Below are 18,639 nucleotides of genomic sequence, written 5' to 3'. Positions count from 1 at the left end.
ATTATTTCAGGGCCGCACAGGCCGTCTGAATGCGCGTGCACGCCTCACGAAGCAGCGCGTCCGAGGTCGCATAGCTGATTCGCATCGCGGGCGAGAGGCCGAACGCCGCGCCCTGCACCGCCGCGACCTTCGCATCGTCGAGCAGATAGCCGACGAACGCCTCGTCGCTGTCGATCAACCGGCCCGAAGGCGTGGTCTTGCCGATCAGCGGCACAAAGGACGGATAGACGTAGAACGCACCTTCCGGCGTCGGGCAGGTCATGCCGGGAATCGCGTTGAGCATCGACACCACCATGTCGCGCCGCGCCTGGAACGCCTGGTTCCGCTCGGCGAGGAAGCTCTGGTCGCCGGTCAGCGCGGCAGTCGCCGCCGCCTGCGCCACCGAACAGGGGTTGGATGTCGACTGCGACTGGAGCTTGGCGATCGCCTTGATCAGCCAGGGCGCGCCGCCCGCATAGCCGATGCGCCAGCCGGTCATGGCATAGGCCTTGGAACAACCATTCACCGTCAGCGTGCGCTCGTACAGTTCGGGGCAGACCTGCGCGATGGTGGCGAAGCGGAAGCCGTCATAGACGATATGCTCGTACATATCGTCGGCGAAGACCCAGACGTGCGGGTGCTTGAGGATGACTTCGCCCAGCGCCTTCAGCTCGTCGGCGGTATAGCCCGCGCCCGTCGGGTTGGACGGCGAGTTGAGGATGACCCATTTGGTCTTGGGCGTGATCGCCGCGTCCAGCGCCTCCGGCGTCAGCTTGTAACCCTGTTCCGGCCCGGCCTTCACGATCACCGGCACGCCGCCCGCGAACTGGACGACATCGGGGTAGCTAACCCAATAGGGCGCGGGGATCACGACCTCGTCGCCCGCATCGATCGTCGCGACCATCGCGTTGAACAGGGTGTGCTTGCCGCCGACATTCACGCTGATCTGATCGGCCTTGTAGGTCAGGCCGTTGTCGCGCGCGAACTTGGCCGCGATCGCCGCCTTCAGCTCGGGCGTGCCGTCGACATTGGTGTACTTCGTCTTGCCGTCCCGGATCGCCTGGATCGCCGCCTCTTTCACGAAGTCCGGCGTGTCGAAATCGGGTTCGCCCGCGCCCAGTCCGATCACGTCGACGCCAGCGCGCTTCAGCTCCATCACGCGGCTGGTGATGGCGAGCGTGGGGGACGGGCTGATACGGCCGAGCGCGGCGGAGGGCTGCATGAAACGGAACCTTTGCGTCAGGAGATTGCGCGTGGCCCTTAGCCCCTCCGCGCCTCAATCCGCAACCATCTCCGCACGAAACAATCCGCGAAGCGCATTGCCAAGCAAGAATCCGTCGCGAAGGTCGGCGCGAGTGAGTTCCCCCTCGATCGCGCGGCCCGTCTCGATCAGATGGCTGCGCAGCACACCGGGTAGCAACCCCAGTGCCAGCGGCGGCGTCACCAAGACGTCGCCACGCGGCACGAACAGCGAGGTATAGCTGCCCTCGGTCAGCAGGCCATCGGGCGTCTCGAACACCACTTCCGCCGTGCCCGCCGCCGCCCGCGCCGTATCGTAAAAGCCGCGCGCGCTGGTCTTGTGCCGCAGCCGCAGGTCGCGCGGCGGGACGGGCAGCGGCACGACCCGCACCGGCATCACGCCGTCGAAGCGCGCGGGCGCAGGACCGACCTCGACCACCAATGCCCCACCGCGCGCCAGCAGCAGTCGGACGCGCCGGGCATCGCGCAGGCGGAAGGTCGCCGCCTGCAACTCGTTGCGCGCGTCATGCCGGTCGAAGGTGAAGCCCAGCGCCGCCGCGCTCGCCTTCATCCGCGCGAGATGCGCCTCCAGATGCTGGATGCCCTCGATGGGATCGAAGGCCATGGTCTCGATCAGGTCGAAATCGGGCCGCCCCCCGGCCAGGAACGCCGCCTTGGCCAGACACTCGTCCCATTCGTCCGCCGCCACCGAGTCGGCGACCACGCCCGATCCGATGCCCAGAGTCGCGCGAGTCTCCCCCTCGGGCCAGATCAAGGTGCGGATCGCGACGTTGAACATCGCGTCGCCATCGGCGTCCAGCCGCCCGATCGCGCCGGTATAGAGGCCACGCGGCGAATCCTCGATCTCGGCGATCGCCTGCATCGCGCGGATCTTGGGCGCGCCGGTGATCGAGCCGCAGGGGAAGAGCGCCGCCAGTACGTCTAGGGCATCGCGCCCCTCGGCCAGATCGGCGGTGACGGTCGACACCATCTGATGCACCGTCGGATAGGGTTCGACCGCGAACAGCTCGGGCACCGCGACGCTCCCTGCGCGCGCGACCCGCGACAGGTCGTTGCGCATCAGGTCGACGATCATCAGATTCTCGGCGCGCTGCTTGGGATCGTCGCGCAAGGCCTGGGCGGCGCGGGCATCGGCGGCCGGATCATCTTCGCGCCGCGCGGTGCCCTTCATCGGCCGGGCGGTCAGCTTTCCCCCTTCCAGCGCGAAGAAGAGTTCGGGCGACAGCGACAGGATCACCGCCTCGCCGGTCGCCACCACCGCCCCCCAGCCCGCCCGCGACCGGGCGCGCAAACCCGCATAGAGCGCCAGCGGATCGCCGAGTACGGAAGCGGTCGCGCGAAAGGTCTGGTTGACCTGATAAAGGTCACCCGCCCCGATCAACGTCTGGACGGCGGCGAATTGCTCGGCATGGCGGGTGGCGTCCAGCTCGGGCGCCATCTCACCGATCCAGCCGCCCGCCGGGTCGGGAAGCAGCGCATCCGGCTCGACCGTCTCATATCCCGCGAACAGGCCGAACCATAATAGCGGGCCATCGATCGCGCGTGGCGGCACCCCCGGCTCGAACGCCGCACCCGCCTCATAGGCCAGATAGCCGACCGCATCGAGGCCGCGTTCCCGCGCCGCGCGCAAGGCGTCCAGCGCCGCCGGAACCGCGTCGATCCGGTGCGCGGTGACGATGCCGACGGCCTGCGTATAGAGACGCGCCGCCGCTCCCCCGTCACGGGCGTCGTCGAGCAGGACGAAGGGAGGGAGAGGGCGCGCCATGGACGGACGATCCATGCACGGCGCGTAGGCCCACATGCAAGTATCGATTGGCCCCGCCCGTCCCAGCCTTTATCGCCGGGTCATGACCACTGCCCCTCAGAACCCGCCGCTCCGCGCCGCGATCGTGCCCGTCACCTCGCTCCAGCAGAATTGCTCGATCGTGTGGTGCACCGCGACAATGAAGGCGGCGGTGGTCGATCCCGGCGGCGACCTGCCGCGTATCCACGACGCGATCGCCAAGACCGGCGTGACGGTGGAGAAAATCCTGCTGACTCATGGTCATATCGACCATGCGGGCGGGGCCAAGGCGCTGTCCGACGCATTGTCCGTGCCCGTCGAGGGACCGCAGGAAGAGGATCGCTTCTGGCTCGCCCGGCTGGACGAGGATGGCCAGGCGTACGGCATCCCGGCACAGGTGCTGGAGCCGACCCGCTGGCTATCCGAAGGCGATACGGTGACGATCGGCGACCTCACCCTCGATGTGTACGAGACGCCGGGGCATACACGCGGGCATGTGATCTTCCACCATGCGCCCTCGCATTTCGCGCTGGTCGGCGACGTGCTGTTCCAAGGGTCGGTCGGGCGATCGGACCTGCCGGGCGGGGATCACGACACGCTGATTCGCTCGATCGTCGAGAAGCTCTGGCCGCTGGGGAACGAAACCGCCTTCATTCCCGGACACGGCCAGCCCAGCACCTTCGGACATGAGCGGCAGAGCAATGCCTTCGTGGCGGACCGGGTTTTGGGATTGGGGTGAGGGTTTCGGCTTTTTCATTCCTCCCCTGCAAGGGGAGGTGGCAGTCCGAAGGACTGACGGAGGGGTGTCACCATCAGCGGGGACACCCCTCCACCATGCTGCGCATGGTCCCCCTCCCCTTGCAGGGGAGGAATAAGCGCGGCGCAGTCCGACTATGGATTACCGCCGTTCCGCAGCACTCTCCGCCCGAATCGCCTTGAACTCCGAACCCGCGCGCCATTCGGGCCAATCCCGCCCGTTGGCGAGATCGCGCCCGATCCGGTACAACAGTCCCACATCCGCCGCCGCGCCGCGCAAATCCCAGCTCGCATCCCAGGCGTCGCAGGTCTGGTGGTAGCAGCGCATATAATCGTCGAGCCACTTCTGCCCCGCAGGCCGCCCGCCCGCCACCAGATCGGGCGCACCGCTGATCGCCATGAGCAGCAGCGTCGGCACCCCCCGCCGCGCGACGGAGAAATGATCGGCGCGATAGAACAGCCCCCGCTCGGGCAGCGCCTCCGGCGTGACGGTACGGCCCTGCGCCGCAGCGGCGGCCTTCAGCCGGTCTTCCAGGTCGTTCTGTCCGTCGCCGACCAGCATCACGTCCCTGGCCGGCCCCGCCGTCTGGAGGATGTCGAGCGTCAGATTCGCGACCGTCTTCGACAGCGGATAGACCGGCTTCACCGCATAGGTCTCCGACCCCAGCAGCCCGCGCTCCTCGCCGGTCCATAGCGCGAAGACCAGGCTGCGGTCGGTCTGCGGCGCGGCCTTGAACGCGCGTGCCAGTTCCAGCACGCCCGCCACGCCCAACGCGTCGTCGTTCGCGCCCGGTCGGATCACCCTTCCTTCCGCGTCCGGCGCCCCCTTGCCATAGGCGTCCCAATGCGCGCCGAACATCACGACTTCTTGCGCGTGCGTCTTGCCGGGCAGCTTCGCCAGCACGTTGCGGCTCTCGGCGCGCACCGTCGTCACCGGCAGGTCGGCGGAGAAACGCTGGCCCTTCAATTCGACCGGCCGGAAGTCGGCACGCCGCGCCGCTTTCCGCTGCTGGGCTAGGTCCAGCCCAGCGGCGGCGAACAGCTTGGTGGCCGCCTCGCCCGACAGCCAGCCCTGCAACAGGATGCGGGAAGTCGGATCGCTGCGGACGATATCGTAATTCTCGCCCGCCGGTGCCGTCACCGTCGCCCAGCCATAGCCCGCACCGGGAGTATCATGGACGATCAGCGCGCCGATCGCCCCCTGCCTTGCGGCTTCCTCGAACTTATAGGTCCAGCGACCATAATAGGTCATGCGCCGGTCGCCGAACTTGCCCTTGGCATCGTCGCCCGCGACCGCTTCGAAATCGGGGTCGTTGACCAGGAAGACGGCGATCTTGCCCTTCAGGTCGACGCCCTTGAAATCGTCCCAGCCGCGCTCGGGCGCATGGACGCCGTAACCGACAAAGACCATGGGCGCGTCCTTGATCGCCACCCGGTCGACCGGCCGCACGGTCGAGACATACACGCCCTGCCCCTGCACCAGCGGCATCGCGCCCGCCCGCATCGTGCCTTTCCCGATCTGGGTGCGGATCAGCGGCACGGCCTGGGTCCACTGGCCGTCCGGGCCGCCAGGTTGCAGACCCATCGCCTTGAACTGCGCGACCAGCCAGTCGACGGTCTTCGTCTCGCCCGGCGTGCCCGGCGCGCGGCCTTCGAACGCGTCGGAGGCGAGCGTCTTCACATCCACCGACAGGCGCTGCGGCGAAATGGGGTCGGGCGCGGCGGCGGTCAGGGAGAGGCCCGCAAGCGCGATCAGGGGCAGCCGACGCATCAGCGACCGACCTGAACGACGGTGACGCCGGTCACGGGCTTGGCCTGCGCGGTATAGACAAGGCCGATGCCCCAACCGGCCAGCAACGCCAGGATCGCCCAGGTGCCGATCGCACCGCCCGCGCGCCCGATATTGGGCGCGGGCCGCATCATGCCCCAGCCATGGCCGATTCGCGCGACGATAAAGGCGCCGCCCAGCACCCACAGCCAGAAGGGCGATCCGCCGCCCAGCTCGATCAGCCCCATCAGGATCAGGACGAAGGGGGCATATTCGACGAAGTTCGCCTGCGCCCGCATTCCGGCGGCGAGTCGCGAATCGCCGCCGTCGCCGATCATCACCTTGCCCCGGAGCCGCCCGACCACGATTCGCAGCGCGAGCCACAAATTGACGATGGCGGCCGCCGCCGCGATGCTGAGCGTAACCGGCAGGACCATAAATGCCGTCTTTCCTGTAAATTGCCTGATCCGGGGGAGTGCCATTCCGCAGCCCGGCTTGCAACATCGGCAAAACTCGCTATAGGCGCGGGGCTTCGCGATGCGTCCGGCTGGGTGCTCACGCGGCCGGGTCATCGATCCGGGCGCGCAATGGGTGCTGACCGTGGCGTATTCCACCCATTGTTCGAATTGATAAGGTGCCGCAATGGCCGTCCCCAAGAGAAAGACTTCGCCCTCCAAGCGCGGCATGCGCCGTGGCCACGACTCGCTGACGGTCGCGGCATTTCAGGAATGCCCGAACTGCGGCGAACTGAAGCGCCCGCACAATCTGTGCACCGCCTGCGGTCACTATAACGGCCGCGAGGTCGTGTCGGTCGAGGGCTGATCCCCTCTACTTGGCAATATCACGACCGTTAGAGGAAACGCATGGCCGATAACGCCTGGATCGCCGTCGATGCGATGGGCGGCGACGACGGGCTGGCCGTGATGCTGGCCGGTGTCGCACGAGCGCGCCGCCGCTTCGAGGGCATGCGCTTCTTCCTGGTCGGAGACGAGGCGCAGATTGCGGAAGGGCTGAAGTCCCATCCCAATCTGTCCGCCGCGTCCGAAATCGTCCACGCGCCCGAGATAGTCGGTTCGAGCGAAAAGCCGAGCCAGGCGATCCGGCGTGCGCGTGTGACGTCGATGGGCATCGCCATCGATCTGGTGAAGCAGCGTCGCGCCGCCGCCATGGTGTCGTCGGGCAATACCGGCGCGCTGATGGCGATGGCCAAGCTGTCGCTTCGCACCCTGCCCGGCATCGATCGGCCCGCGCTGGCGGCGCCGCTGCCCACGCTCGGCGACAATGACGTCATCATGCTCGACCTCGGCGCCAATACCGAGTGCGACGCCCGCAATCTCGTCCAGTTCGCGGTGATGGGCGCGGCCTATGCCCGCGTCCTGCTGGAACTCGACAATCCGCGCGTGGCGCTGCTCAACATCGGCTCCGAGGATCAGAAGGGCACCGACGAGATTCGCGACGCCGCCGCCGTGCTGCGCGGCCAGAATCACCTGCCGCTGAACTTCACCGGCTTTATCGAGGGCAACCAGCTGGCCCGCGGCGAAGTCGATGTGATCGTGTGCGACGGCTTTGCGGGCAATATCGCGCTCAAGACCGCGGAGGGGACCGCGCGTTTCGTCGGCGACCTGCTCAAGCGCGCCTTCCGCTCCTCGACCCGGTCGAAGATCGGCTTCCTGATCTCGCGCCCGGCGACGCAGTTGCTGCGCGATCATCTCGACCCCAACAACCACAATGGCGCAGTCTTTCTGGGCCTGAACGGCGTGGTGGTGAAGAGCCATGGCAGCGCCAACGAACTGGGCGTCGCCACCGCGATCGGCAATGCGGCCAAGATGGTGCGCGCCGACCTGACCCGGCGTATTGCCGAGGATCTCCTGAACTTCGAGGCTGCGGCATGATTCGATCGATCGTCACGGGTACGGGTTCGGCACTTCCAACCCGGCGGGTGTCGAACGACGAACTGGCGCAGGAAGTGGACACCTCCGACGAGTGGATCGTCGAGCGGACCGGCATCCGCTTCCGCCACATTGCAGGGCCAGAGGAAACGACCGCGACGCTGGCCGCCGACGCCGCCAAGGCCGCGATCGCCGCCGCCGGGCTGTCGGCGCAGGACATCGACCTGATCGTGCTGGCCACCGCCACCCCGGACCAGACCTTCCCGGCCACCGCCACCAAGGTCCAGGCGATGCTGGGCATCAACGACTGCGTCGCATTCGACGTGGCGGCGGTCTGCTCGGGCTTCCTCTATGCCGTGCAGGTCGCCGATGCGATGCTGCGTTCGGGCGTGCAGCGCCGCGCGCTGGTGATCGGCGCGGAAACCTTCAGCCGCATCCTCGACTGGGAGGATCGCACCACCTGCGTCCTGTTCGGTGACGGGGCGGGCGCGATGGTGCTCGAGGCCCGCGAGAGCGATGAAGCCGACGGGCGCGGCATCCTGACCACCAGGCTCCATGCCGATGGCCGCCACAACGGCCTGCTCTATGTCGATGGCGGCCCGTCCACCACCGGCACGGTCGGCAAATTGCGGATGAAGGGGCGCGAGGTGTTCCGTCACGCCGTCGTCAATCTGGCGCAGGTGATGGAGGAAGCGCTGGGCGCGGCGGGCCTGTCATCCGCCGATGTCGACTGGGTCGTGCCGCACCAGGCCAATGCCCGCATCCTCGACGCCACCGCGCGCAAATTGAACCTCCCGGCGGGCAAGGTGATCGTCACGGTCGACCAGCATGCCAACACTTCGGCGGCCTCGGTTCCGCTCGCGCTGGACACGGCGGTCCGCGACGGACGCATCCGCGAAAACGACCTGATCGTCCTGGAAGCCATGGGCGGTGGCTTCACCTGGGGCGCGGCAGTGATCCGCTTTTAGACAATCGATTGACATTAACCGAGATAAATCCCTTTCGGTCCCATTGACCGGTGTGATACGCGGTTTGCCAGACACCATTGGGGGATGGCCATGACCAACGTTGGAACTCTGACCCGCGCCGACCTGGCGGAATCGCTGCATCAGGAAGTGGGGCTGTCCCGCTCCGATTCGGCCGAAGTCGTCGAGCAGATTCTCGTCGAGATGTGCGATGCGCTGTCGCGGGGCGAGAATGTCAAGATTTCCGGTTTCGGCACCTTCGTGCTGCGCGACAAGGGCGAGCGGATCGGCCGCAATCCCAAGACCGGTGTCGAGGTGCCGATCGCACCCCGCCGCGTCCTGACCTTCCGCGCCAGCCAGATGATGCGCGATCGCATTGTCGCGGCGGGATAGACCCGAACGGCCCCTGGACGGCGGCAAGGCCGATGGTGCGCTGCGCACCATCGGCGAAGTCGCGCGCGAAACGGGGGTGGCGCAGCATGTCCTGCGCTATTGGGAAGGCCGCTTCCCGCAACTCCGCCCGGTGCAGCGCGCAGGCAATCGCCGCTATTACCGGGCCGAGGATTTGACGCTGATCCGCCGGATCGACCATCTGCTCAACCAGCAGGGCTATACGATGCGCGGCGTGCAGCAGCTATTCGAGGCCGAGGCGCGCAGCACGGACGATCCCGTCACCATGCTGCGCAGCATTCGCGATCGCTTGGCCGAGGCGCTGGCCTGGGACGACCGGGCGGCCGATCGATAGGCCGACCACCCACTCCGACTCAAGCGGGCTGAACCACCCCGCCCTGCTCACCCAGCAGCAGATCGCGACAGGCGCGGTTATAGGCATGCGCCCGCCACCAAAACCAGCCGCCATTGCCCACCCCCCAGGCCGCAACGCCCAGCGCCGCCCAGGGCACGGCCCGCGCCACACGGCCACCACGCGCCGCGACGCGCCCCGCGGCCAGGCCACCCTTGCCGATCTTGCGCGCGGTCCTGGCCAGCCGCCCGGCCGCCTTGGCCTGCGATAACAGGCCCGATCCGCCGCGCAGGTCGCGCAGGATGGCGACGGGGCCGACAAAGCCCTTGAGCTTGCCGACGACTTCCTGCGCCTCGATCGCCATGCCGGGCTCCAGCTGGCGCCGCTGCGCACCCGTCAGGCCATAGGCATCGGCAATGACGTCGATCGTGTCCGCCAGGCGCTCCGTGCCGATGGTCAGCGCCTTGGCACCGGCCTTCAGCGCGTGGCGGCGGATCAGCTTTTCATTGGCCTCGAAAATCTGCTCGATCGCGGCGCGGTCCATGGGCACTCCCTGTTCGTGTGATGCACATGAAGCCGCGACACGGCCCTCCGGTTCCGCCCCGAGGAGCGGACTAGCGTTCGCGCGTCGCCAGGAAGCGGACCTTGGGATAACGATCGGCGACATAGCCGACTTCCCAGGCGCTCTTGGCGAGGAAGACCGGGTTGTCGTCGCGGTCCTTGGCCATCGCCGCGCGGTTGAGGTCCATGAACGCTTTCAGGTCGGCGGGGTCCTCGGCGGTGATCCAGCGCGCGGTGTCGAACGGCGCGGGCTCCAGCCCCGCTGCGACCTTATATTCCGCATCCAGTCGCGACAGCAGCACGTCGAGCTGGAGTTGCCCGACGACACCGATGATCCAGTTCGACCCGATCTCGGGATAGAAGACCTGGGTCACGCCCTCCTCGGCCATGTCGTCCAGCGCCTTGCGAAGCTGCTTGGTCTTGGTCGGGTCCTTGAGCGCCACGCGGCGCAGGATTTCCGGCGCGAAATTGGGCAGGCCGGTGAAGCGGACATCCGCCTTTTCCGACAGCGTATCGCCGACGCGCAGCGTGCCGTGATTGGGGATGCCGATGATGTCGCCCGGAAACGCCTCGTCCGCGACCTCGCGATTCTGCGCGAAGAACAGGATCGGCGAGTGGACCGCGATCGGCTTGCCATGGCCCGTCGGGGTCAGCTTCATGCCGCGCTTGAAGGTGCCCGAGCAGAGTCGCATGAACGCGATCCGGTCGCGATGCTGCGGGTCCATGTTCGCCTGGACCTTGAACACGAAGCCGGTGACTTCCTTATTCTCCGGCGACACCGGCGCGGGCTCGGCGGGCTGCGGGCGCGGTGGCGGCGCGTGGCGGCTGAGCGCGTCGATCAGCTCGGCGACGCCGAAGTCCTTCAGCGCCGAGCCGAAATAGACCGGCGTCAGGTCGCCGTTGCGGTACGCCTCACCATCGAATGCGGCGTAACCCGCCTGCGCCAGTTCCACCTCCTCGGCGACCTCGGCGGGCAGGGTCGGATCGGCGTCGACCTTGCCCAGGAACGCCCGGCTGTCGCCTTCGGGACGGCTGACCTTGCCCGTGGTCAGGTCGAGAATACCCTCGAACAAGCCGCCCATGCCGACCGGCCAGCTCATCGGCGCCACGTCGAGCGCCAGGATATCGGCGATCTCGTCGAGCAGCTCGAAGGGGGGACGGCCTTCCCGGTCGACCTTGTTGACGAAGGTGATGATCGGCACCGAACGCAGGCGGCAGACTTCGAACAATTTGCGCGTCTGCGCCTCGATACCGCGCGCCGCGTCGATGACCATGACGGCCGAGTCGACCGCGGTCAGGGTGCGGTACGTGTCTTCCGAAAAGTCCTCGTGGCCCGGCGTGTCGAGCAGGTTGAAGGTCACGCCGTCCTTCTCGAACGTCATCACCGAGGAGGTGACCGAGATGCCGCGCTGCTGCTCGATCTTCATCCAGTCCGACCGCGCGCGCCGGTTTGCCCCGCGTGCCTTGACCTCGCCCGCCAAGTGGATCGCGCCGCCGAAATAAAGCAGCTTTTCGGTCAGCGTCGTCTTACCGGCGTCAGGGTGCGAGATGATCGCGAAGGTACGGCGGGGGGAAGTCATGGGCGGCTCTGTCGAATAGGGAAATGGCGCATCCGAGCGCCCGAGATGCTGCGCCTGTTACAGCAAATTGTGGCACAAGACAGGCCCCGGATTGCAGTGACCGTCAGTACCGCCCCCCTCCATCCGCGCCACCCCGGCGAAGGCCGGGGTCCAGGTGCCATGCATATGTGGCGAAGGTCATCGCTCCGTTCTCAAAGAGCACCCCATCTGGACCCCGGCCTCCGCCGGGGTGGTGCGGGAGGGTGATTGCGGCGTTACCCCGCCAGCGTCACCGTCATTTGCATGACCTTCTCACCACCGACCGGCACGACGAACACGCCGGGCTTGTCGAAGAAATCGCCATCGAAACCTTCCGGGTCGGCGATGCCGTGCCAGGGTTCGACGCAGACATAGGCCGCCCCCGGCTTGGTCCAGATGCCGAGCTTGTCGGTATCGGGGAAGGCTATCCGCAGTTGTGGCGCGCCGTCCGTGCCATAGATGACATGGCGGCTCTCGACCGGGTCCCAGACCAGCGCGTCGTTAGTGAACAGATCGTCCGCCAGATGCAGCACATGGCCGTCGAGCGGGCTGTCGCGGCGCGCCTCGGCGATCAGGCCGTCGGGGGCGATCTCGCGCAGACGGGCGGGCTCGTCCTTCTCGAAGACGATGCGGTGACCGGCCCGAGCCTTGCCGTAGGGCAGCGGCCAGGCGAAGGCGGGGTGGAAGCCGAAGCTGGCGGGCATCGGCACCTCACCCCGGTTGAGGACGCGGACCTCCACCGCCAGCGTCGCCTCCTCCAGCCGAAACTCCACCTCCAGCCGGAAGGCGAAGGGATAGGAGGTCCGCGTCGCCTCGCTATCGCCCAGCGAGAAGACCGCGCGGGTCGGCTCGTGCGTCACCAGTTCGAAGGTCGAGTGGCGGGCAAAGCCGTGCTTGGCCATCGGATAATGCCGGCCGTTCAGGCGGATGCCGTCGCGGGTCACGCCGATCACCGGGAACAGGAGCGGCGCACGGCCAGTCCAGAAAGCCGGGTCTGCGTTCGTCATCAGCTCGCGGCCCGCCGCGTCCTTCAGCGAGGACAGCTCGGCCCCGAACGGATTGATCGCCGCCGACAGATGGTCGTTGGCGATGCGGACCCAGTTTTCTTCGTTAGCCACGGAGTTGCGCTCCCTGCTTGGCAGCCGCCCCAACGATCTTGTCGGCGATGGCCTTGAGTTCCTCATCGGTGAAGCTCTTCTGCGCGGGTTGCAGCAGGACTTCGACCGCGACCGACTTGTGCCCTTCGGGCACACCCTGTCCGGCGAAGACGTCGAAGACGCGCGCGGCGGTGATCGCGGCCTTGTCGGCCCCACGCACCGCGCGGATCAGTTGGTCCGCCGCCAGATCGGTCGGCACCAGGAAGGCGAAATCGCGCTTCACCGACTGCAACGCCGGGGGCGTGTAGGCCGGGCGCATGAAGCCGGTCGCGCGCTTGGGCGGGATCGCGTCGAGATACAGCTCGACCGCCGCCACCGCGCCGTCGAGGTCGAACGCCTTGAGGACCGAGGGGTGGACCATGCCGAACGCCGCCAGCACGGTCTTCGGCCCCAGCCGCAATGTGCCCGACTGGCCGGGATGCCAGGCGTCACCCGCCTCGCCCATCACCTGCAAATTGTCCACCGGCGCACCGGCCTGGGCGAGCAGTGCGATGGCTTCGGCCTTGGCGTCGTACGCGTCATAGGCTTGCGCCTTGCCCGCGCGCCAGTTGCGGGGGCTCTTGTCGCCCGCCAGCACCACGCCCAGCGTCGGCCGCTCGGCCTCCTCCAGATAGCGGCGGCCGATCTCGAACAGGCGGACGCTGGTCGCACCACGCTTGATGTTGCGCTCGGCCGCGGCGAGCAGACCGGGCAGCAGCGAGGGCCGCATGACCTTCAGATCCTCGCTGATCGGGTTGGCGAGCGTGAACGCGCCGCCGCCGAAGGGTGCGGCCTGCGCCTCGTTGATGAAGCTCCACGTCACCGCTTCGTCCAGCCCGCGTGCGGCAGCGGCGCGGCGGGCGCGGCGCTCCAGCTTCTGCTGCGGCGTGGCGGTGGGACGCGCGACACCGGGCGCGCGGGGGAGCGCGACGGGGGGAACATGGTCGATGCCCTCGATGCGGATCACTTCCTCGACCAGATCGGCGGGTCCATCCACGTCGCGACGCCAGCTCGGCGCGGTCACCTGCCAGTCGGCGGTGATGGTGAAGCCGAGCGACTCGAGGATCGCCTTCTGACGGTCGGGTGCGATGGCCAGGCCACCCAGCGTTTCCGCCAGATTCGGATCGTAACCGATGGTCTTGCCGACGACCGGCGGCTGGCCCGCGCGCGTCACGCTGCTGGCGGTGCCACCGCAATATTCGAGGACCAGATAGGTCGCAATCGCGAGACCGTCGTCCAGGAACGCCGGGTCCACCCCGCGCTCGAACCGCTGGCGTGCATCGGAGGTCAGGCCGAGTTTCTGGCCGGTGCGCGCGATCGCCTCGGGGGTGAAGTACGCGCATTCGATGATGACGTCGGTGGTCGTCTCCGACACGCCCGAATGCTCGCCGCCCATGATGCCGCCGATATCGTGCACGCCCGCATCGTCGGCGATGATGGTCATGCCCTCGGACAGGGTATAGGTCTTGCCGTTGAGCGCCTCGACCGTCTCACCGTCGCGCGCTTTCCGCGCGACCAGGCCGCCCGACAGCCTGGCCTTGTCATAGACGTGCAAGGGGCGACCGAGATCGACCGTCATGTAATTGGTGATATCGACCAGCGCCGAGATCGGCTTCTGCCCGATCGCAGTCAGCCGCTGGCGCATCCATTCGGGGGCCTCGCCATTGGTCAGGCCCGACACGGCTTGCGCGTAGAAAGCCGGGCAGCCCTCGGCATCCTCGATCCGCACATCGGGACCGGCGCCTTCACCCGGAACGGACGGCACGGTCGGCGCGATCAGCGTGCCCAATCCGGCGGCAGCCAGGTCACGCGCGATGCCGTGGACGCCCATGCAGTCCTGGCGGTTGGGCGTGATCGACACGTCGATGACCGGATCGTTCAGCCCCGCATAATCGGGGAAGGACGTGCCGATGACCGCATCCTCGGGCAATTCGATGATGCCGTCATGGCCTTCGCCAATCTGCAACTCGCGCGCCGAGCACATCATGCCGTTCGACTCGACGCCGCGAATGGCCGCAACCTTCAGCGTCACGTCGAGGCCGGGGACATAGGCCCCCGGCGCGCCGAACACGCCGACCAGCCCGGCGCGGGCATTGGGCGCACCGCACACGACCTGCATCGGGCCGTCACCGGCATCGACGGACAGGACTTGCAGCTTGTCCGCCTGCGGATGCCGCTCGGCCGACAGGATGCGCGCGACGCGGAACGAGGACAGCGCCTCACCCGGATTGTGCACGCCCTCGACCTCCAGGCCGATACGGGTCAGCCCCTCGACAATGGCGTCGAGCGAAGCGTCGGTGTCCAGATGGCTCTTCAGCCAGCCCAGGGTGAACTTCATGCGCCGACTCCTCCCGACAGCGTGGGTACGTCGAGGCTCGCGAACCCGTAATGCTTCAACCAGCGGATATCGCCGTCGAAGAAGGCGCGCAGATCGTCCATCCCGTATTTCAGCATGGCGAGCCGATCGATGCCGCAGCCAAAGGCGAAACCCTGCCACTCATTGGGATCGAGACCGCACGCCTCGATGACCTTCGGGTGGACCATGCCGCTGCCCAGCACCTCCATCCAGCCGCCACCCGAGCCGCCGATGACACGCTTGCCCTTCTCGATGGTGTAGCCGACATCGACCTCGGCCGAGGGTTCGGTGAAGGGGAAATAGCTGGGGCGCAGGCGCAGCACGATGTCGTCGCGCTCGAAGAACGCCTTCAGGAACGTCTCCAGCGTCCATTTCAGATGGCCGAGCGTGATGCCCTTGTCGATCACCAGCCCCTCGACCTGATGGAACATCGGCGTGTGGGTCGCATCCGAATCGGAGCGATAGGTGCGGCCCGGCGCGATGATGCGGATCGGGGGTTTCTGGTCGAGCATGGTGCGGATCTGCACCGGCGAAGTGTGGGTGCGGAGAACCCGCCGCACGGTGCGCTCGTCGCCGCCCGCCTCGACGCCCGCCAGATAGAAGGTGTCGTGCATCGCGCGCGCCGGATGCGTCTCCGGAATGTTGAGTGCGGTGAAGTTGTGCCAGTCGGTCTCCACCTCCGGGCCGGTCGCGACCGCGAAGCCGAGGTCGGCGAAGATCTCGGCCAGCTCGTCCATCACCTGGCTGACCGGGTGGACGGTGCCGAAGCCGCTGGTCTCGACCGGCAGGGTCATGTCCAGCCGCTCGGACGACAGCCGCGCGTCGAGCGCCACCTGTTCGAGCGCCACCTTGCGCGCGGTGAGCGCTTCGGTGACGGCCTCGCGCAGACCATGGATGCGCGGCCCCTCGACCTGACGCTCCTCGGGGCTCATCTTGCCCAGCGTCTTCAGCAGCTGGGTGATCCGGCCCTGCTTGCCCAGCGCATCGACGCGCACCACCTCGAGCGCGTCCAGCGCAGGCGCCGCGGCGATGGCGGCCAGCAGATGCTCGCGCATATGTTCGACTTCGTTGCTCAACTCTTCACTCCGTCGGCCCTTTGGCTGTCCTTGGGTGACAACCCCGGCCCCTTTGCGGGATTGCCCCCGCCGTAGCGGGTGGGGGCCGCCCGGATCAATCCTTCACGCGCAAGGACGCAGCTTCGCACCCCGCGACGCGGTCATGGAGTCCGGATCGAAATGGACCGATCCGAAACTATTTTCTAACCGCCATATCCCTACGAGGATGGCAAGGCGGGTCCGGGGGGGCTTGCCGGTCACCGGTCATGGGATGGGAATGCTCGCTCTCGATATCGCCAGTCTGCAACTCGTGGGCGCGCTCAGCAATCTGCTGGCCGGAGCGATTCATTGGATTCCCGGCCTGACCGGGGCCGGGCGTCGCAAATGGGCGCGTTACTGGGGCAGCGGCAAGCTGCTGATCGGGGCGTCCAACGCCGTGATCCTGATCGTCGGCGATTATAACATCGCGGTGTTCGAGCGGCTTTTGAACATCGTCATGATGGTCGGGCTGTGCCTGAGCGTGCACAGCGTCGCGGTGTTCGGCGAGCGCACCATGCCGCGCCCGCTGGTCGCGGTGCTGGCGGCACTGCTGCTGGCGTCGATCGCGCTGATGATCGTCGACCCCGCCGAATTCCGCTGGACCTTCGTCACGCTGGGGCTGACGCGTGGGCTTTGCTATCTGGGGATCGTGGGACTGGCGGTCGGCATCGCGCGGCGCGAGCGGCTGTTGACCGGATGGATCATGGCCGCCTTCTTCGCCACCATCGCGCCGATCTTCCTGCTGCGCAGCGGAACGCTGATGCTCAAGCTCGTCATGCCGTCCTGGACGATCGAGGGGCCGTTGATCGAGGAATGGATGATCGGCGTCGCGCTGATCGTCCTGACCCTCACCCATTTCTCGCTGCTGCTGATGGAGGCCGAGCGGACCCAGGCCCTGCTGCGCGAACAGGCCAGTCGCGACAGCCTGACCGGCGCGCTCAATCGGTTCGGGCTGACCGGGATCGAGGCAGAGTTACAGGGCCCCTGTGCACTGGCGCTGATCGATATCGACCATTTCAAGCCGCTCAACGACGGACAGGGCCATGCCACGGGCGACGCCGTGCTGCGCCTGCTGGTCGATCTGGCGCAGCGCGAACTGGCGCATCGGGGCATGGTGGTCCGCATCGGCGGCGACGAATTCGCCTGCATCCTGCCGGGATCGGCACAGACCGCGGCGCAATCCTTCGCGAACCGGCTGTCCCAACGGTTCGACCGGGCAGTGGCGGCGACGGTCGACGGGCCGCTCTATCCCTCGCTCAGCATCGGGGTGGTCGCAGGGATGGTCTACCGCGATCTGGACCGGCTGATGGTCGAGGCGGATCAGGCGATGTACGCGATCAAGCGGACCCGCCATGCCGGACGCAGACCGATGGCGGCGGCCGGCTGAACCGGGCGGCAGCGACGCACCGCCGCCGCCGCCCGTATCGGATCACAAAGCCTTGGCGGAACCCGGCGTGTTGACGCCCATCGACTGGAGGTAGCGCTTGATATTGCGTGCCGCCTGACGAAGCCGCTGCTCGTTCTCGACCATGGCGATGCGGACGAAGCCCTCGCCATTCTCGCCGTAACCGACGCCCGGCGCGACCGCGACCTTGGCCTCGGTCAGCAGCTGCTTGGAGAATTCCAGGCTGCCGAGATGCGCCAGCGCCGGGGGCAGCGGCGCCCAGGCGAACATCGAGGCCTTGGGGCTGGGAATGTCCCAACCCGCCCGGCCGAAGCTCTCGACCAGCACGTCGCGGCGCTTGTGATAAAGCTGGCGGTTCCGCTCGACGATATCCTGCGGCCCGTTGAGCGCGGCGCAGGCCGCCGCCTGGATCGGTGTGAAGGCACCGTAGTCGAGATAGGACTTCACCCGCGTCATCGCCGCGATCAGCTTCTTGTTGCCGACCGCGAAGCCGATCCGCCAACCCGCCATCGAATAGGTCTTGGACAGCGAGGTGAACTCGACCGCGACGTCCTTGCCGCCCTTCACCTGCAGGATCGAAGGGGTCGGATTCCCGTCATAATAAAGCTCGGAATAGGCGAGGTCGCTGAGCACCCACAGCTCATGCTTCTTCGCGAAGGCCACCAGCCGTTCGTAAAAGGCCAGGTCCACCGTCTCGGCGGTCGGGTTGGACGGGTAGTTCACGACCAGCACCGAGGGGCGCGGCACGGTGAAGTGCATCGCCCGCTCCAGGCTTTCGAAATAGGCTTCGTCCGGCGTGGTCGGCACCGCACGAATGGTGGCTCCTGCGATGATGAAGCCGAAGGTGTGGATCGGATAGGACGGATTGGGCGCCAGGATCACGTCGCCCGGCGCGGTGATCGCGGTGGCAAGGCTGGCGAGCCCTTCCTTCGATCCCATGGTGACGACCACCTCGGTCTCGGGATCGAGATCGACGCCGAAGCGGCGGCCATAATAGTTCGCCTGGGCGCGACGCAGGCCCGGAATCCCCTTGGACTGGGAATAGCCATGCGCGTCGGGCTTCTTGGCCACCTCGACCAGCTTGTCGAGCACATGGTCGGGCGGCGGCAGGTCGGGATTGCCCATGCCCAGATCGATGATGTCCTCGCCGCCCGCGCGCGCCGCCGCCCGCATCGCGTTGACTTCGGCGATGACATAGGGCGGCAGGCGCTTGATGCGGTAGAACTCTTCGGACATGGGTCCCTCGGTTGATATAATGGGAACCCGATGCTTAGCGCCTTTCGTTGAACAACGCGACCCGACATGACGGCGCAATATCCTGACGCTAAGACGGGATCATACGAACGA

17 protein-coding genes are annotated in these 18,639 nt (G+C 67.3%); 7 read left to right on the top strand and 10 right to left on the bottom strand.

Annotated elements, in window-relative coordinates:
* Position 1: 1 nt before the first annotated feature.
* Together U1H82_RS11325 and pabB are read right to left on the bottom strand one after the other, a co-directional pair.
* The gene (locus U1H82_RS11325; protein WP_322965019.1) at positions 2 to 1,201 is read right to left on the bottom strand and encodes a pyridoxal phosphate-dependent aminotransferase; all 1,200 of its coding nucleotides are present in this window, start codon (positions 1,199 to 1,201) and stop codon (positions 2 to 4) included.
* A gap of 54 nt (positions 1,202 to 1,255) precedes the next feature.
* On the bottom strand, positions 1,256 to 3,004 hold the full coding sequence (pabB, locus tag U1H82_RS11320) for an aminodeoxychorismate synthase component I (RefSeq protein WP_322965018.1): 1,749 nt from the start codon (positions 3,002 to 3,004) through the stop codon (positions 1,256 to 1,258).
* A gap of 82 nt (positions 3,005 to 3,086) precedes the next feature.
* Between pabB and U1H82_RS11315 the strand changes: the two genes are divergently transcribed.
* Positions 3,087 to 3,761: an MBL fold metallo-hydrolase gene (locus tag U1H82_RS11315; protein WP_322965017.1), complete on the top strand. Its 675-nt coding sequence runs from the start codon at positions 3,087 to 3,089 to the stop codon at positions 3,759 to 3,761.
* A 159-nt stretch (positions 3,762 to 3,920) separates the two neighbouring features.
* On the opposite strand, the gene U1H82_RS11310 is transcribed toward U1H82_RS11315, so the two are convergent.
* Complete coding sequence (locus U1H82_RS11310; protein ID WP_322965016.1) at positions 3,921 to 5,549, bottom strand: M28 family metallopeptidase; 1,629 nt, start codon at positions 5,547 to 5,549, stop codon at positions 3,921 to 3,923.
* Entirely contained in the window at positions 5,549 to 5,983 is a 435-nt protein-coding gene (locus U1H82_RS11305; protein WP_322965015.1) for an MAPEG family protein, read from the bottom strand. The genes U1H82_RS11310 and U1H82_RS11305 overlap by 1 nt, the downstream gene beginning before the upstream one ends.
* 205 nt (positions 5,984 to 6,188) lie before the next feature.
* Here U1H82_RS11305 and rpmF point away from each other — a divergent pair, with 205 nt between their 5' ends.
* The 5 genes from rpmF (at position 6,189) to U1H82_RS11280 (ending at position 9,145) form a co-directional block, all read left to right on the top strand.
* Positions 6,189 to 6,368 carry a 50S ribosomal protein L32 gene (rpmF, locus tag U1H82_RS11300; RefSeq protein ID WP_042488281.1) on the top strand — a complete coding sequence of 60 codons (180 nt, stop codon included), beginning with the start codon at positions 6,189 to 6,191 and terminating at the stop codon, positions 6,366 to 6,368.
* Between the two features lie 41 nt (positions 6,369 to 6,409).
* A complete protein-coding gene (gene plsX, locus U1H82_RS11295; RefSeq protein ID WP_322965014.1) occupies positions 6,410 to 7,438 on the top strand; it encodes a phosphate acyltransferase PlsX in 1,029 nt (342 codons plus the stop codon).
* A complete protein-coding gene (locus U1H82_RS11290; RefSeq protein ID WP_322965012.1) occupies positions 7,435 to 8,403 on the top strand; it encodes a beta-ketoacyl-ACP synthase III in 969 nt (322 codons plus the stop codon). Before plsX ends, U1H82_RS11290 begins: the two co-directional genes overlap by 4 nt.
* A 90-nt stretch (positions 8,404 to 8,493) precedes the next feature.
* Positions 8,494 to 8,793, top strand: a complete 300-nt coding sequence (locus U1H82_RS11285) for an integration host factor subunit alpha (RefSeq protein WP_322965011.1) — start codon at positions 8,494 to 8,496, stop codon at positions 8,791 to 8,793.
* Positions 8,777 to 9,145, top strand: coding sequence for a MerR family transcriptional regulator (locus tag U1H82_RS11280; protein WP_322965010.1), 369 nt, complete (start codon positions 8,777 to 8,779; stop codon positions 9,143 to 9,145). The genes U1H82_RS11285 and U1H82_RS11280 overlap by 17 nt, the downstream gene beginning before the upstream one ends.
* Positions 9,146 to 9,164: 19 nt before the next feature.
* Here U1H82_RS11280 and U1H82_RS11275 read toward each other — a convergent pair whose 3' ends face one another.
* From U1H82_RS11275 to pheS, 5 genes are all read right to left on the bottom strand, one after another.
* The gene (locus U1H82_RS11275) at positions 9,165 to 9,686 is read right to left on the bottom strand and encodes a hypothetical protein (RefSeq protein ID WP_322965009.1); all 522 of its coding nucleotides are present in this window, start codon (positions 9,684 to 9,686) and stop codon (positions 9,165 to 9,167) included.
* 70 nt (positions 9,687 to 9,756) lie between these two features.
* Entirely contained in the window at positions 9,757 to 11,283 is a 1,527-nt protein-coding gene (locus U1H82_RS11270) for a peptide chain release factor 3 (protein WP_322965008.1), read from the bottom strand.
* Positions 11,284 to 11,537: 254 nt separating this feature from the next.
* Complete coding sequence (locus U1H82_RS11265) at positions 11,538 to 12,419, bottom strand: aldose 1-epimerase family protein (RefSeq protein ID WP_322965007.1); 882 nt, start codon at positions 12,417 to 12,419, stop codon at positions 11,538 to 11,540.
* Positions 12,412 to 14,775, bottom strand: coding sequence for a phenylalanine--tRNA ligase subunit beta (gene pheT / locus U1H82_RS11260; RefSeq protein WP_322965006.1), 2,364 nt, complete (start codon positions 14,773 to 14,775; stop codon positions 12,412 to 12,414). Before pheT ends, U1H82_RS11265 begins: the two co-directional genes overlap by 8 nt.
* The gene (gene pheS, locus U1H82_RS11255) at positions 14,772 to 15,848 is read right to left on the bottom strand and encodes a phenylalanine--tRNA ligase subunit alpha (protein WP_322965091.1); all 1,077 of its coding nucleotides are present in this window, start codon (positions 15,846 to 15,848) and stop codon (positions 14,772 to 14,774) included. The genes pheT and pheS overlap by 4 nt, the downstream gene beginning before the upstream one ends.
* Positions 15,849 to 16,125: 277 nt before the next feature.
* Between pheS and U1H82_RS11250 the strand changes: the two genes are divergently transcribed.
* A complete protein-coding gene (locus U1H82_RS11250; RefSeq protein ID WP_322965005.1) occupies positions 16,126 to 17,274 on the top strand; it encodes a GGDEF domain-containing protein in 1,149 nt (382 codons plus the stop codon).
* 42 nt (positions 17,275 to 17,316) lie between these two features.
* Here U1H82_RS11250 and U1H82_RS11245 read toward each other — a convergent pair whose 3' ends face one another.
* Complete coding sequence (locus tag U1H82_RS11245) at positions 17,317 to 18,528, bottom strand: LL-diaminopimelate aminotransferase (protein WP_322965004.1); 1,212 nt, start codon at positions 18,526 to 18,528, stop codon at positions 17,317 to 17,319.
* Positions 18,529 to 18,639: the final 111 nt, after the last annotated feature.

It is taken from the genome of Sphingomonas fuzhouensis (genome assembly GCF_034659795.1).
Taxonomy (GTDB): domain Bacteria; phylum Pseudomonadota; class Alphaproteobacteria; order Sphingomonadales; family Sphingomonadaceae; genus Sphingomonas; species Sphingomonas fuzhouensis.
This window is presented reverse-complemented; position numbering and strand designations above follow the sequence as displayed.